Origin of the sequence: Nostoc sp. (assembly GCF_036917555.1) — a bacterium.
In the GTDB taxonomy this organism is placed as follows: Bacteria; Cyanobacteriota; Cyanobacteriia; order Cyanobacteriales; family Nostocaceae; genus Nostoc.
This window is the reverse complement of sequence record NZ_JBALDD010000065.1, coordinates 102,504-119,077: the sequence shown is the minus strand read 5'-3', so window position 1 is coordinate 119,077 and position 16,574 is coordinate 102,504. Positions and strand designations below refer to the sequence as shown.

The following is a 16,574-nucleotide window of genomic DNA, read 5'->3' as shown; positions in this document are numbered from 1 at the left end:
TTCGGATAAAAAAAGGATTACCTTGAGTTTTTCGATGAATCAATTCTGATAGAAAAAACGCCAAGTTCTCGGTACATCTTAACGTATCAGCTACCAGCTTGTTCAATTTTAATTGACTTAGAGGTCCTAGGGTAATTGTATTTACAATTGCCGCTGCTTTCCTAATTGCATCCAATGTCAATATCAAAGGATGTGCAGGTGATACTTCATTATCACGATATGCCCCAATTAATAATAAATATCCTTAATTTGCATCACTCATTAATAATTGAATAAGTTTCAATGAAGCCGAATCAGCCCATTGTAAATTATCCACAAATATCACTAATGGATGTGGATTTTGAGTAAATAATTGAAGGAATTTTTGGAATAATAAATTAAATCTATTTTGTGCAGCAATACCAGATAATTCTGTTGCAGGTGTTTGAGTACCAATAATGCGTTTTAATTCGGGAATGACATCAATAATTACCTGTCCGTTTTCACCTAACACTTGAATAATTTGACTTTTCCATTGCTGGATTTGGACATCACTTTCTGCAATCAATTGTCCCATTAAATCTCGGAATGCTTGGACAAATGCTGAAAAAGGAATGTTGCGATTAAACTGGTCAAATTTCCCTTTAATAAAATATCCCTGTTGTTTGACTATAGGTTTGTAAACTTCATTAATTACCTTTTACCGATGCCAGAAAACCCAGTGATCAATACCATTTTGCTGTTTCCTGTGGATACTCTATCAAATGCTTCTAGTAGTTCATTGACTTCCTTTTCTCGACCATATAATTTTTCCATAATGGTAAAAAGATCGCTAATATCTCACTCTCTGTTTGTAAAATATTCAATATTTCCAGTGGCTTTTAATTGATTAAGACAAATTTCTAAATCATGCTTTATTCCTAATGTACTCTGATAGCGATCCTCGGTATTTTTTGCCATCAATTTGCTGATTATTTTCGATAAAACTAACGGAATTTCAGGAGTTATCTGATGTACTAAAGTAGGGGTTTTGGCAAGATGACAATGTACCAATTCCATTGGATCGTCAGAGATAAATGGTAATTGTCCTGTGAGTAGTTTGTAAAATGTGACACTTAATGAGTAGAAGTAGAAGTCACTCCGGTAGTCAATACCCTGGTTCATCTTTCCAGTTTGCTCTGGTGAAAGATAGGACAGAGTTCCTTTTAGGGTATTGGCATTTTGGATTTCTTGAGTTTCTTGTGGCAGCAGAGATGCAATACTAAAGTCAATTAATTTAACTTGTTTTGTTTCGAGATTAATTAAAATATTCGCGGGTTTGATGTCTTTATGAATAGTGCAATTCTGGTACAATATATCTAAGGCATTGCACAGTGCGATCGCTATTTCTAAAAACTCCATCAGAGATTCTACACTTTCCCCCACTCCCCACTCTTTTAGAGAAATCCCGCCAAAATCTTCCATCACCAACGCATAGCCATTTTGATACGCCTCCAGGCTGTAGGTTTGGATGATTAGCGGTGAGTTGAGATTTTTGGCAATGGTGTACTGATTGCGAAACGACAAGAGTTCAGAGAAGCTGGGATAAGGATTTTTCAGCAGTTTAATCACTACGGGTAATGAGTCGGTTTCTCAATACCCTCGATAAACTATAGTTCTGGAACCATTGTAAAGTTCTGTATAGATGCGATATCCAGGAATACTGACTAGAGTGCTAACCATATTGCTAAATCCTTAAGATTTTCAGATTTAGTATTCCCAGATATCTGAAGTTGTTTAACAAAAATCACCAAAAATTATACTGGAATTTTAATAAAAAATTCTGTTCCCTCTCCTGGTGTAGAAATGCAACTTAACTGACCCCCATGTTTTTCTACCACAATCGAATAGCTAGTTGATAATCCTAAACCCGTACCACTACCTACTGATTTCGTCGTAAAAAATGGGTTAAATATCTGATTTTGCACGGACTTGCTCATGCCTATACCGTTGTCTGCAATAGATATTAATATCTTGTTTGATTCTTTTAATTCAGTCTGAATTACAATAGTAAGCTGGCGATTTGTATCTGATATTTCTAAGGCATCAATGGCATTGTTGATAATGTTCATAAACACCTGATTCAGAGCAGAAGCATAACAATTAACTAAAGGTAGTTGACCATATTTCTGAATAACTACAATCTCTGGATGTTTACTATTATTCTGAAGTCGATGCTGCAAAATTAACAGCGTGCTATCAATACCAGAGTGAATGTCTACGGGTTTGATTTCTGATTCATCCAAACGGGAAAAATTTCGCAATGACAGCACAATTTGACAGATGCGATCTGCTCCCACCCTCATCGAGGATAAGAGCTTTTGTAAATCGTTCACTAAAAATTCTAGTTCTATATCTGCCATTTTTTCGGCAATCTCTGGCAATGGTTGCGGATAAAGTTGCTGATATAAATTATTTAATTCAATTAAGGATGCAACGTATTCACTCGCTGGTTGTAAGTTGCCATAGATGAAATTAATTGGATTATTAATTTCATGAGCAATCCCAGCAACTAGCTGTCCCAAACCAGACATTTTTTCTGATTGAATTAGTTGGGCTTGAGTTGAGTAAAGTTTCTCTAGTGTTAATTCTAACTGAGTTGCTTTTTCTGTTATTTCCTGGGTGCGTTCTTCTACTTTTTGCTCCAAAGTATGGGAATAGTTCTCTAATTTGTGATATAATTGGGCATTTTCTAGAGAAATAGCTACTTGAGTAGTGAGGAGTTTGAGAACTTGTAGGCGATCGCTGGTAAAAGCTCCCACCGTCAGGTTATTTTCGAGGTACAAAATGCCAATCAACTTGCCTTGGTTGAGAATTGGCGCACAGAGAATACTCTTAGGTGAATGGCGCAGAATATAGGGGTCAGCCACGAGGGTTGGCTCGACTACTGCATTCTCAATCACAGCCAATGATAGGGTGTTTTTGACCCAATTAATCAGGGCAACAGGTACTATTTGATGATCCTCAAAGGGCAGCGAACGCAAGACAATGGCAGGCCCTTCGAGTTGGGATAATGCCTCAATTACCCAGTGCGAGCCTGAAGGCATCAGCAACGCACATTTATCAGCTCCTGCGTTTTTGAGTATCACCTGAAGTAGGGTCGAGAGTAATTTCTCCAACTCAATTTCACTAGAGAGAGATTGAAAAGCTTTGAGAATAGTTGCTAGATCGAGAGCTTCTGAAAAGCTACCATTACCGAAGCTGGAACTCTGAATAGTGTGAGAGGAGATCGGAATCATCGTTTCTGTGAGTGTGAAAAATGGTTGCTGTTTCTGGAAAATTCCTACGAGTAGTTGGGGATATCGGGTTTCTAAATCAATCACTTTGGCTTTGGCTCCCCAACGGGTGTAACAATAATAGGCTTCTGTCATATAGACTTGAGCGATTTTTTCTTTGCCCCAATCGAGATAGAATTTGGCGGCAAGTTCGTTGGCTAATGCTTCTTCGTTGAGGTATTGATTTTCTTTGGCGAGGGCGATGGCGCGATCGTAGAGAGCGATCGCCTCTGGATATTTCTTCAGTATCCGATGTTGTTCTGCTTCTACCAGTAGAAACTTATGTTGGTAATTGCTTGGGGCGTAAAAAGCCCACTTCTTCAGTTTTTTCTGATTCGCTTTGACCTGCTTGAGGAGTTGCTGACGTTCTGAAGATGAGACTTTTGGATAAACAGCCAATCGCGCTAGGGAGTCATAAAAGTAATGTAGGACTGTGCCCAATGATGATACACTACTATCAAGATAAAGTTTTGCCACCTTCGCTTTTTCAACGGCTTCAGCATACTCCTCAAACAAGTAATGTAAGTATTGTTGGTGAACATAGCTTATGAACAACCCTAAGTGATCTTTGGTGGCTTGCTGCATAGGAATTACCTCGGCAGCTTGATAACTTTCCCCCGACAAGATGCTAGGATTGTTGGTATGACCCAGAAGATTTAAGGTAACTTGATGATGAAGTTGTAGGTAAATTGAGCCATTTTTCTGGTTCAACGGGGCGATCGCCGATAGTAGCGATCGCATTGTTTGTTCCGTGTCGCTCAAGTGTTTTCCCGTACAATACTGGTTGTAAGAATACATACCCACCGCCCAAGTTGCATATTCTACATCTCCTGTTTCTAGCCCTGTTTGGTAAGCCTCTAACAGCAATGGAATGCTGTCTTTTACAGGTTCGCGCCAATGACTGATTAAGATACAGTTTATGAAGAGGGTTTGTGCCTTTGAATCAGTGGCGTTAAAACGCTCTAACACTTGCAAAGCCAATTGCCCAAACTGATAACCCGCTTCAATATCCATCACCACACCGCAAAGAATCATTCCATACCAAGCGTAGGCAACGGCTGAAAGGGCGGTATTACCGTAGCAAACTGATAAATTAATCCGTTCAAAGACGAATAGCGGCATCAACTGTGGAGCGCAGACATAAGTCGCAGATGCCGCACTTGATAAAATTCGCATGATCGCCAGCACCCTGGGATTGCTCATCTTGGGTAAGTCGATCAACTCTGCTGTTTTTTTATTACCCAAGATCAGCTTTGTTTTCGCTAATCCCAGCAAGACATCGATTTTAGTGGGTTGTTTGGGAAGTTTAAGTCTCAACTGCTGTAGTACATCGAGGGCAATAGAAACAGCCTCTTGCATCTGGTTTTGAGCAATATGAGACAATATTTTAGTCTCGTAGGCACTAACTTTATCGAGTAAATTTCTTGCATTTTGCAAAATTGAGGCAATTAGTCGATCTGTTTGCTCAAATTGGCTGCATAGGTAAGCGACTCCAGCGCCTAAATCATACAGTGCCAAGGACAAGGGATAGTTATCTTGCCATTTTGTATTTGGTAGTCGATCAATGCCCTTGCTCACAAACATGAAGGCGGCATCAAAGGCGGCAGCAGCTTTAGCGGCTTTGCCTGCCTGTAAGTTGAGGGTGGCAAATTCATAGCAAGCGTCAGGCTCGGTAATTAACTCGGCGGCTAAGTTAAAATGACCGACAATATCAAAAATTCTTTCCTGACGCTGGGTTTCGCTACTGTTGCGAAATAGCAATGTACCGATTTCTAGATGGGTAATTTGTTTTTGGTCATTAGGAATCAGGGAATAAGCAGCTTGCTGAATGCGATCATGCAAAAACCGATAAGTCGGATTTGCTGCGGCATCAGAAACCGATGCACTATCAGACTGAATAAAAAACTTATAGATTTCCGTATTCGGAATAATCAACCCTTCTTGCAAAGCTTTCCATAAATCAGCCGCCGTTGCTTCTAGCGATCGTTCTGAAACGATCGCCAGCGTATTCAAATCAAATTGTGCCCCAATACAAGCTGCAAGTTTGAGAACATTCTGAGTCTGGTTCGGCAACTTTTGCAATTGCAGTGCCATAAACTCCACCACATCATCGGTGAGTGCTAAGGCTCTGACTTGAGCAATATCACACTGCCAATATCGTGTTTTTGAGTCAAAAGTAATCTGTCCATATTCATACAATACTTTTATAAATTGCGTGGCAAAAAAAGGATTACCTTTCGTTTTTTGCACCACCAATTCCGTTAACGGTTCAGCTAGGGATAATTTGCAATTTAGCGTATCTGCCAGCAATTGATTCATATCCGCTAAACTTAACGATTGCAGCGTAATGGTATTAACCACTGCCCCAGTTTTAACGATCTCATCTACAGTGAGGATGAATGGGTGAGCCGGTGATATTTCATTATCCCGATACGCACCCAAGATTAATAAATATCCGGTTCCTGACATCAACAATTGCAGCAATTTCAGCGATGCAGAATCTGCCCACTGTAAGTCATCTAAAAACATCACTAACGGATGTTCTTGCCTTGTGAAGATTTGCACAAATTTCTGCATCAGCAGATTGAAGCGATTTTGGGCAGCAGTTCCCGATCGTTCTGTGACTGGGGGCTGTTTGCCGATAATGCGCTCTAATGATGGAATGACATCAATCAAGACTTGTCCGTTTTCTCCAACGGCTTCGAGAATCTTGGTTTTCCAGGTTTGTAGTTGTGCATCTGATTCTGAAAGGAATTGCCCCATTAAGTCTCGGAAGGCTTGGACAAAGGCGCTAAAGGGAATATTGCGCCCAAACTGGTCATATTTGCCTTTGATAAAGTAACCACGTTGGCGAACAATGGGTTTATGAACTTCATTGACAACGGCAGTTTTTCCAATGCCAGAAAAACCTGCTACTAGCATCATTTCTGTACTACCTGTGCTGACTTGTTCAAAAGCAGCTAATAGTTGAGCAACTTCTTTTTCTCTACCATAGAGCTTTTCTCTGATGAGGAAGCGCTCGCTAATATCACGCTCTCCTAGTACAAAGGATTCAATGTTTCCGGTGGCTTGTAATTGACTTAGACAAATCTCTAAATCATACTTGATTCCCAAGGCACTCTGATAACGGTCTTCACCATTTTTCGCCATTAATTTGCTGATTATTTCAGATAAAACTAAGGGAATATTGGGATTGTTCTGATGTACTGTAATGGGAGTTTTGGCAAGATGACAATGCAGCAATTCCATCGGCTCATCACAGACAAATGGTAATTGTCCAGTGAGTAATTCGTAAAAGGTGACACCTAATGAGTAGAAATCACTCCGGTAGTCAATTCCCCGATTCATCCGTCCAGTTTGCTCTGGCGAAAGATAGGCAAGTGTACCTTCTAAAGCGTTGGCATTTTGAATTGCTTGGGTTTCTCGTAGTAGTAAAGAAGCAATACTAAAATCAATTAATTTAACTTGTTTGCTTTCAGGATTAATTAAAATATTGGCGGGTTTGATATCTTTATGAATAATCCGCTCTCGATAAAGTATATCTAAGGTATTGCACAGTGCGATCGCTAAAACTAAAAACTCTTGTAGAGACGCGATATATCGCGTTTCTGGTGAGGTAAAATAATTTTTAAGAGAAATCCCCCCAAAGTCTTCCATCACCAGCGCATAGCCATTTTGGTAGGGTTCTAGGCTATAGGTTTGGACGATTAGCGGTGAGTTGAGATTTTTAGTAATAGTGTACTGATTGCGAAACGACAAGAGTTCGCTGAAACTCGGATAAGGATTTTTCAGCAACTTAATCACTACAGGTAATAAGTCAGTCTCTCGATACCCTCGATAAACTAGAGTTCTGGAACCATTGTATAGTTCTTCACTGATCTGATATCCGGCCATACTGACAATAGTGCTAGCCATATTGCTAAATCCTCACAATTTCCAGATTTAGTATTCCCAGATATCTGAAGCTGTTTAACAAAAATCGCCAAAAATTACACCGGAATTTCAATGATAAATTCTGTCCCCTCACCTATAACTGAGTTAAAACTCAATTTTCCGCAATGGGTTTCTTCAACAATTTGACGAGCGATCGCTAATCCTAATCCTGTGCCTTTCCCGACAGATTTTGTAGTAAATAAATTGTCAAATATTTTTAATTGAATTTCTTCATTCATTCCCTTACCATTATCTTTAATATTAATAATTATTTTTTGTTTGTCTTCAGTAATTTGAGTAATAACTTTTATCCAATTTAGATGAGTTTTTATCTCTTCAAAACTACGTCCAATATTTGACTTTTCCAAAGCATCAATAGCATTTGCTAGAATATTCATAAACAGCTGATTCAACTGCCCAGCAAAGCATTTTACTAATGGTAGCTGACCATATTCTTTGATAACTTTAATTTCTGGACGGGTTTCCGAAGGTTTGAGACGATGTTTGAGAATCAAAATGGTGCTGTCTATGCCATCATGAATATTACAAGCGATGGGGCGATCGCTATCAGCACAAGAGAAGGTTCGTAAAGAAGTACTAATATCCCGAATTCGGTTTACACCTTCTCGCATAGAACCCACTAACTTAGGTAAGTCCTCGCGGATGTAATCGAGGTCAATTGCTTCGATTTCCTCTTGAATTATTCCACTGGGAGTACAATATTCCTGTTGATACAAATCAATTAAGCTAAATATATCCTTGATATAATCTAAAGCAGGTTGAATATTGCCGCCCAGGAAGCCAACAGGGTTATTGATTTCATGTGCCACCCCCGCAACAAGGTTTCCCAGTGCTGACATTTTTTCACTTTGCACCAATTGTACTTGAGTGCCTTGAAGCTCTGCTAGCGCTTCCTCTAGATTTTGTTTTTGTTGTTTGAGTTCTTCTTGTGCCAGTTGATGTTCGGTTATATCTTCTGTCACTAATAAAATGCCGAACACATTTCCCTTGGCATCTCGTAAAGGTATCTTGCTCGTATCCAACCAAATTTGCTGACCATCCGCCCGTTGCAATTGTTCAATTATGTGAAGTTCTGCTTGACCAGACTCCATGACGCGGCGATCGCACACACGATACCAATCGGATTCTTTTTTGCTTATCAGTAAGTCATAGTCATTTTTACCCACAATTTCATCAGGTGAACTTAAGTTTAGTGCATTAGCCAAACTTTGATTACAGCCCAAATAAACTGAATTGATATCTTTCCAGTCTACCCAGTGGGGAATAGTATCAAATACCAAGCGCATCAATTGTTGCGTTTGTTTGAGAGTTTCAATCGATGCAAATAATTCCTGGGTTCGTTCTGCGACTCGTTGCTCTAGTTGCTCAGTAAGTTGTTGCAGTTCTCTATTTCTAGCTTCAAGAGACTGGCTCAATTGGTTAAGCTTTAAGTGAGTTCGCACCCGTGCTAAAACTTCACCTTGTTGAAACGGTTTGGTGATGTAGTCAATAGCTCCAAGTTCAAAGCCTGTAACTTTATTCACCGATTCAGACAGGGCAGTAATAAAGATAATCGGGATATTTTGGGTTTTTGAATTGGCTTTGATCTGCTGACAAGTTTCAAAGCCATTCATTCCTGGCATCATTACATCCAGTAAAATCAAAGACACTGGAGTATGTTCTAATTGTTGTAGCGCAGTTTCACCACTCGTGGCGATCGCAACTTCAAAACCAGCTTGGGCTAAGGTGTCTGAGAGCACCTTCAAGTTATTTGGTACATCATCGACAATGAGGATAATACCATTGTCAAAGACGTTGGTAACAGGATTGTTAAATGTAATGGAATTACTAGAGAATGCTGTCATAGCAAAAATGGGGATTGGGATTATAAGAATTCTTTTCTAGTGTCTAGTCGTCAGTACCTTCGATTAAAGAAGATACTGTTCAATGAATGCTCGGATTTTTTCAGTCTGGAAATTATCTGCATACTCACGTATCGCTTTAACAAATGGTTGGTATCGCTCATCTGTTTTTTCCAAAGTTTTTAGCTGTTGCTCGATTGCCATCAAGCGTCCCTGCAACGTCAATGTGTGCAACTGCGACAAAACCTCCTCGGTTGGGGGAACAATCTCATCTGGGGTGGATGAAGATATTGCCTCTGAATTGGCACTCATCGGCTCCACAGCAATAGAGTTTTGGTCATAAATCCATTTCAGATTCAGGTATTTTTCCAACAACTTCAGCAGCACTGAGGCTTCTACAGGCTTAGATAAAAAAGCATTGGCTCCGGCTGTGATACTCTCATTCTGGTTACTTTCAAATACACTAGCTGAAGAGGCGATCGCTGGAACATTCTGCAACTCAGGAATCTGTCGCAACTGTCGCAGCATTTCGTAACCATCCATTTCTGGCATCATCAAGTCTGTAATAATCAGGTCAGGATGAATCTCCTGCGCCTTGTCTAATCCTTCTCGACCATTGCTGACATCAATCACTGCAAAACCCAAAGGTTCCAGTAGACTAACTAAAACCGAGCGATTCTCCCAACGGTCATCGACTACCAGCACTTGGCGCTTGCTGCCTTGAAATCCGACAATCTTGCCTTGCTTAGTTATTTGCAGACTTACTGCCCATTCTTGAGCTTCAAGAAGTTCAACCTCAAACCAGAAGGTGCTACCTTTTCCAAGTTGGCTGTCTACATTTAGGGTGCTACCCATCAGAGAAACGATTTGCAGACTGATTGCTAATCCTAGTCCAGTACCTTCTCCTTGTTTCTTCACATCACCCACTTGTTCAAAGGGTTGGAAAATTTTCGTGAGTCCGATTGGCGATATCCCAACCCCTGTATCTTCGACCTCAAAGCGAATTTGATAGGTTGCAGTTTCCAGTTTGTGAGTTTTAACACCTCGGCTTCGCTTGGTGTTAAAGCTGAGCGAAGCCGAAGCTTTAACGCGAAACGTAACTCTGCCTTCGTCAGTAAACTTAATCGCATTGCCCAATAAGTTAATCAACACTTGGCGTAGTCGTTTTTCATCGACTCTAATGCCTACAGGTAAATTAGAATCAGGTTGATAGGTGAAGGGGATTCCTTTTTGACCAGCACGCACGCGCATCATCTCTGCAATGCCTTCCAAAAGTGCTGGGAAATTCGCATCGCTAGGATGTAATTCCAACTTGCGGGCTTCGATTTTGGCGAGGTCAAGGATATCGTTAATCAGATTGAGCAAATGATTGCCGCACTGATAGATGATATCTACACCTTTTTTAGCTTGTTCTGTTAAGGGTTCACCATTTTGGAGAATTTGGGCATAGCCCAGGATGCCATTGAGCGGAGTTCGCAGTTCATGGCTCATATTAGCCAGAAACTCGCTCTTAGCAAGGTTAGCAGTATCGGCTTTCTCTTTTGCTTCTGCTAGTTGTAGTGTGCGTTCTTCTACCTTTTGTTCTAAGGTTGCAAAGGATGTTTGCAACTGTTTGGCCATGCTATTAAAAGATGCGGAGAGTTCTCCAAGCTCATCGGTGCGGTTACTTGGTAGAGTGGCATTCCAATTCCCCGTTTCTAATTGCTTGGCGGCGCTATTGAGTTGTAATATTGGTAGAACTACCAGCGATCGCGATAGCCAACGCACTAAAACGACAGTCAGTAACAACACAGCCAAAAAAGTTACTAGAGCAAATCCAGCAACCCGAATTTCCTGGCGCACTACAGAACTTGCATTTAATTCAACCACCAAAAATCCATTTACCCGACCCTGAAGATTGGTAATTGGGGCATAGCCGTAAAGAATGGTTTCACCATTTCCAGTTTGGTCAAATTCCTGCTCAACAAACGGTGCATTGTAGGCAACAGCTGCATACAAATCATTTAATGACTTTGTGTAATCCATGCCAATCATTACGTTTTTACCTTGCTCGGCAGGATCGTAGTTTAAGACATAGACAAATTTTTTATTTATTTGGTTGTTTTCGTACAGTATAAATGCGTAAAATATCTTTGATAGTTGCTTGAATAGATACAAGCCTATCTTGATTGATTTTGTAAAAGGCTGAGGTGCGATCGCTACGCTGGAGAACTAATCCGTGATAATCCCTATCGATTTGTGGAACTGCCAGACTGACAATCGCCAAAAGACGATTACGGATTGCCTGCCTTTGACTAGAGTACAACTGCCAGTATATTCCCGAAGCAATTGTCCCTGCCATCACCGCGATTAGCACTGAATAAGAAGCAATAATTTTTGTGCTGAGGTTCCAATTTCGCACGCTCTGTGGCTCCTTTTACAGACCCAAACTACTGAGATGGGCAATGCATTGTTAGTCACTCTCAATCTTATTTTTGCCCAATTATTTCTAAGATGCCCACTTCATCTCTCAAATGAACAGTTGGATTAAGGATTGGAGATTTCTCTTTCTGCCGTCTTTATGGTATGGGGTTTAGCCCAAGGGTGGCGCGGTAAGTGGCGTGTTGAGACTCCAGCCCTACTTTGTTAGTAATCTGTTCCCATCTTTGTTCAATCTGCTGCATTGCCTGCTCGGTTGTAATTTTGTTCCCTAAAAACTTAGATACAACGGCATCGAGAACTTCAAATTGATATTGTTGATTATGGGGAATGGTCAAACTCAAAACCATATTGGGACTATTCAAGCTGATGCCGAGCGCTGCGAGATAGTTGTTGGCTGCTTCAGACGACATCCCAGATTTAATCCAGGGATCTGAGTTTTTAAATTGCGAAATTCGGTAGGGGTTGAAGCCCGTTGCCCCAATCGTCACATCCACGTTAGACTGAGCGGGTTGGCTCATGTAAGAGAAAAACGCATAGGCGGCATCCTTCACTTTTGGTGCTGCCTTGGCATAAATTACACTTGTCCAACCGATATTGGCGGCGTAGGGTGCGTAGATTGACACCATCAATGGCATAAGGACAGGTAAACTTATCGCAGGCAACCAGTTTGTTAGTCTTGTGATCGAGCACTTGAGTAGTGCCTGGAGTGATGACAGCCCCTACTTTATCCATCACTTTAGACACAGATAGATCAATGGCTAAGGGTCCAACATCGCCCCAATCAATGGTCAGGGCGCACCTACCAGTAATAAATAATTCTCTAGCTTTGGAATTACCTAGATTCTCATCTTGGGGAATTCCATAGTCCATCGCTTGTTTATAAATATCCAGTGCTTTGGCAAAGGCGGGATTGTTCACCAGAGGCTTCATTGTGTCTGGGTCGAAAAATGTCCCTTGTGCGGTTCCCTGAGATTGTAAAAAAGGAGTGGCAATGGATATCAACAGGCTTGTGTTATTATCAGCAGCACCCTTGGACATACAAGAGCCATAGTCCATTTTACCGTCACCATTCAAGTCTTTGCCGTGAAACCGTTTGGCGATCGCCAGATACTCATCCCAGTTTGTAGGAGGCGTTAACCCCGCTTGCTTTAACAAATCAGTGCGGTAATAAACCATGTGAAAGTCCCCATCCAACGGAATACTGTAGATGCGATGCGTCCTTTATAAGTCGCACTAAAATTCCGAAAGATCGGTGCAATATCTTCCCACTGTATGGCTGCATCAGACTTGACTCGCGCCATTAAATCTTCTACAAAGCCAGCATTGATAAAGTCAATCTGCCATGAAGGTAAAATAATTGCCATATCGTACTTTGAAGCACTGCTAGACCAATTATTTTGCAGCATGTTGTATAAATTTTGAAAAGGAACGCCCGTCAGATTGACCTTCGCTCCAGTCAAGGCTTCAAACCCAGCAATCCGTCTCTTAGTACCTGTACGAACGGTTTCATCCTGAGTGATAACGTTAATTGTTACACCGTCAAAGCGTTGTGCAGTTTGCTTGATTTGGGTGAGTTGGGGTGCTACAGAGATTTGAGATCTGGGTGGAAATAAACTGCAACCCGGAACCCCTAAGCTCAACCAGAAGGCGGACAGAAAAATTAGACAATATCGAACTCGCTGCCATTGAGAGCGAAAGTTTTGCCAATTAGACATTTTATAATTCCGCAAAATCTTGAGAATTTACAGATTTATTGTTCCCAGATATCTTAATTTTTTTATTACGCTTGGATTAAGCTTTTTTCTCTCCCCTGCTTGTCTTAACAGATAAATTTCCACAAAATCAAGCGATTGGCTTATGGGGTTAGCCCAAGGCTGGCGCGGTAAGCAGCGCGTTGAGACTCACGGCTTACTTGGTTGCTAATTTGCTCCCATTTCTGTTCAATCTGTTGAATTACTTGCTCTTTGTTAATTTTTATAACTCAAGCTTGATTAAAAATCGTGCTTAACACTAGCTGACAGCAGTAACTTATTAACAGTTGCACAAGTAGATACACTTAAGTTAATCTTTAAACTACCTATGGGCACTCCAATTAAAAGCATATTTAGAATCAATCGGCAACAATACAAAAGATGATTAACTATTAACTTAATGACTAACAGACGCCAATTTTTAAAAGGGGTGGCAGCACTTTCTAGCTTATCTTTAGGTGGTTGTGGCTGGAGGCTGGCTGAAGTACGTGCTAATTCTAATACCAATAGTCAGCGTGACCAACTTTATATCTTTACCTGGACGCAATATACTGACAACCAATTATTGAAAACTTTTAGCGGCCAAACTGGCATGAAAGTGCTGGCAGATGTGTATGATTCCAATGATGTCATGCTGGCTAAATTGCAAGCTGGAGGCGGTGGCACTTACAGCATCATCAACCCATCTGATTATATGGTGCAGAAGATGGTAGACAAAGGCTTGTTAACAGAAATAAATCACGATCGCTTAATCGGTCTAGAGAATTTATTTCCCCGATTTCAGAATCCTAGTTATGACCCCAATAACCGCTACAGTATCCCTTTTAACTGGGGGACAACAGGTTTACTTTACAATTCCGAAAAAATCAAAAATGCACCACAAGACTGGGATTACCTTTGGCAAAATCAAGAGCAACTTAATCAGCGAATGACCCTGCTCAATGATGTTCGAGAAGTTATGGGTGCAACCTTACGAATGCTCGGTTATTCTTACAACTCAAAAAATGAACCAGAAATCAAACAAGCTTATGAAAAATTGAAGGTGCTAAAACCTGCGATCGCCCGTTTTGACACTGACGCTTGGCAAAATCAAATTCTCGCAGGAGATTTACTACTGGCAATGTGTTATTCAGCAGATGCAGTAAAAATTTCTCAAGAAAACCCTAAACTCAAATATGTGATTCCTCGCAGTGGTTCTTCATTATGGACAGACACTATTGTAATTCCCAAAACAGCCCCCAACCAAGCTGGAGCTTATGCTTGGATTAACATGATTTTGCAACCAGAAATAGCAGCCAAAATTACTCAACGCCTAAATATTTCTACGCCGAATAGTGCCGGATTTGAGCAATTGCCAAAAACAATCCAAAACAACGCTAATTTGTTTCCGCCAGAGTCCCTGTTAAAAAATTGTGAACGTGTTACACCTGTAGGAGAATTTGAAGAGGTTTACGATCGTTATTGGACTCAATTAACTAGCAGCTAAATAAATTTTGGATTTGAGATTTTTAATTCAATCCAAAATCCAAAATTAAAAATCTCAAATTTGTAGAGTTATAAGTGATGAATTTTGAAAAAAATCAGATTTCCAAAATAGAACAATTGCAGCATCCCGTCAGAAATTGGCTCCAGCCCTTGGTATTGCTTGCACCATCTGGGATTTGGTTATTACTTTTGTTGGTGCTGCCAACTTTGATAATTTTCGAGTTAAGTTTAGTTGCAGATATCCGACCGGGAGATTTGGTCAATCCCAACGGATTCAAAAACTACATCCGAATATTTGACTCTCTTTACGTGCAAGTAATTGGGCGATCGCTATTTTTTGCATTTGGCACTACGATAATTTGTTTAATTTTGGGCTTCCCCGTCGCCTATTGGATTGCTCAAATAGCGCCGCAGCGTTGGCGAAATTTGTTGCTATTAGGTTTTGTTCTACCTTTGTGGACTTCTTCGTTACTCCGTTCTTATGCTTGGATTACAATTCTTCGTCCTACTGGTTTATTGAACAGTTTACTCAGCAATTTAGGCTTGCCTAATTGGGAATTACTCAACAATAGTCAAGCTGTATTGATTGGCATGAGTTACAGCTTATTACCTTATATGGTTTTGATTTTATATGCTTCTCTCGAAAAGCTAGACAAGCGGTTGCTAGAAGCCGCGGCTGATTTAGGTGCAAATCCTGTGGAAACTTTTTGCCAAGTAACAGTACCACAAATTTTTCCGGGAATTGCGGCTGCTTCCATGCTTGTATTCATCACAGGCTTAGGGGATTTTGTCGATCCAGAATTACTCGGTGGTGCCTCTAGTATGACGGCGGCGCGGTTAGTTTATAATCAGTTTCTGGGAGCAACGCAAAATTGGGGATTTGGTTCAGCCTTGAGTATGACGTTAATTTTGCTTGTTAGTATTGCGATCGCACTTTTAATTAAATTTGGTGAAGTTACACCCAAACGCTAAACTTTTGGTCACTCATTTATAATAAAAGCATCAAACGCCAGCGAGACAACGGTTATGCTCTCACCCGATCTCAAAAATGCGTTACCAACTACCGATGAACTTCCCTGTTCAGACGATACGCCGGTGGATAACGAAGACCAAAACTTTTTGCCTAACATTTTACTTTTCTTACTCAACTCCATTTGGGCAAATCGTATGGATTGGTACTTCGGAGTAGATATGGGAGTTTATCACACCACAGGAGTAAATCCCAGAGTACCTGTAGTGCCAGATGCTTTTTTAAGTCTGGGAGTAGAACGGAAAAAGGGTGGAAAATCACGCAAAAGTTACGCAGTTTGGGAAGAAAATGGGATAGTTCCAATATTCACATTAGAAATGGTATCCCATACTCCAGGAGGTGAATACGACGAGAAGCTAGATATATACAAAAAACTCGGTGTATTGTACTACGTAATTTATAACCCTGAGTTTTGGCGACGTGACCAACATCAACCCTTGGAAGTGTATAAGTTGCTCGATGGAAACTACCAATTACAAATAGGTGAACCCTATTTGATGCCAGAGGTGGGTTTAGGTATAGGGCGACACCAAGCTGTAATTGGCGGCATACAACAGGAGTTTTTATGTTGGTATGACGAGCAAGGAAACCGCTATTTTACAGATGCAGAACAGGCACAACAAGAACGGCAAAGAGCTGAACAATTAGCCGAGTATTTACGTTCTTTAGGTGTAGATCCAAATAATCTACCTGGTAATTCGTAATTCCGAATTCCGTTAGCGATGCGCAAAGCGAGTCCGCGTACTCTGTAAGAGTTGCAAGCTACGCTTTTAGCGTCTGTCTGCGACACGCTGCGCGA

Annotated in this window: 10 protein-coding genes and 1 pseudogene; 3 read left to right on the top strand and 8 right to left on the bottom strand. The window is 40.8% G+C overall.

Going from position 1 to position 16,574, the window contains the following annotated elements; all coding sequences use genetic code 11:
- Positions 1 to 7: 7 nt before the first annotated feature.
- The 8 genes and pseudogenes from V7K60_RS26065 to V7K60_RS26030 all read right to left on the bottom strand — a co-directional run.
- Positions 8 to 1,701, bottom strand: a pseudogene (locus V7K60_RS26065) (ATP-binding protein); the annotation flags it as partial.
- Positions 1,702 to 1,775: 74 nt separating this feature from the next.
- Positions 1,776 to 7,208: a trifunctional serine/threonine-protein kinase/ATP-binding protein/sensor histidine kinase gene (locus V7K60_RS26060; protein ID WP_334929741.1), complete on the bottom strand. Its 5,433-nt coding sequence runs from the start codon at positions 7,206 to 7,208 to the stop codon at positions 1,776 to 1,778.
- Between the two features lie 74 nt (positions 7,209 to 7,282).
- A complete protein-coding gene (locus V7K60_RS26055; RefSeq protein WP_334929739.1) occupies positions 7,283 to 9,091 on the bottom strand; it encodes a hybrid sensor histidine kinase/response regulator in 1,809 nt (602 codons plus the stop codon).
- Between the two features lie 63 nt (positions 9,092 to 9,154).
- Entirely contained in the window at positions 9,155 to 11,122 is a 1,968-nt protein-coding gene (locus tag V7K60_RS26050; protein WP_334929737.1) for an ATP-binding protein, read from the bottom strand.
- Positions 11,123 to 11,174: 52 nt separating this feature from the next.
- Positions 11,175 to 11,489 (bottom strand): hypothetical protein, encoded by a 315-nt coding sequence (locus tag V7K60_RS26045; RefSeq protein WP_334929735.1) that lies wholly within the window; start codon positions 11,487 to 11,489, stop codon positions 11,175 to 11,177.
- 157 nt (positions 11,490 to 11,646) lie between these two features.
- Positions 11,647 to 12,027, bottom strand: a complete 381-nt coding sequence (locus V7K60_RS26040) for a hypothetical protein (RefSeq protein ID WP_334929734.1) — start codon at positions 12,025 to 12,027, stop codon at positions 11,647 to 11,649.
- Positions 12,005 to 12,685 (bottom strand): extracellular solute-binding protein, encoded by a 681-nt coding sequence (locus V7K60_RS26035; protein WP_334929732.1) that lies wholly within the window; start codon positions 12,683 to 12,685, stop codon positions 12,005 to 12,007. Before V7K60_RS26035 ends, V7K60_RS26040 begins: the two co-directional genes overlap by 23 nt.
- A complete protein-coding gene (locus V7K60_RS26030) occupies positions 12,658 to 13,224 on the bottom strand; it encodes a hypothetical protein (protein WP_334929730.1) in 567 nt (188 codons plus the stop codon). Before V7K60_RS26030 ends, V7K60_RS26035 begins: the two co-directional genes overlap by 28 nt.
- 436 nt (positions 13,225 to 13,660) lie before the next feature.
- Between V7K60_RS26030 and V7K60_RS26025 the strand changes: the two genes are divergently transcribed.
- From V7K60_RS26025 to V7K60_RS26015, 3 genes are all read left to right on the top strand, one after another.
- Positions 13,661 to 14,746, top strand: coding sequence for an ABC transporter substrate-binding protein (locus V7K60_RS26025; protein ID WP_334929728.1), 1,086 nt, complete (start codon positions 13,661 to 13,663; stop codon positions 14,744 to 14,746).
- Between the two features lie 77 nt (positions 14,747 to 14,823).
- Positions 14,824 to 15,717 (top strand): ABC transporter permease, encoded by an 894-nt coding sequence (locus V7K60_RS26020; RefSeq protein WP_334929726.1) that lies wholly within the window; start codon positions 14,824 to 14,826, stop codon positions 15,715 to 15,717.
- 54 nt (positions 15,718 to 15,771) lie between these two features.
- Complete coding sequence (locus V7K60_RS26015) at positions 15,772 to 16,479, top strand: Uma2 family endonuclease (protein ID WP_334929724.1); 708 nt, start codon at positions 15,772 to 15,774, stop codon at positions 16,477 to 16,479.
- The last annotated feature ends 95 nt before the right edge of the window (positions 16,480 to 16,574 follow it).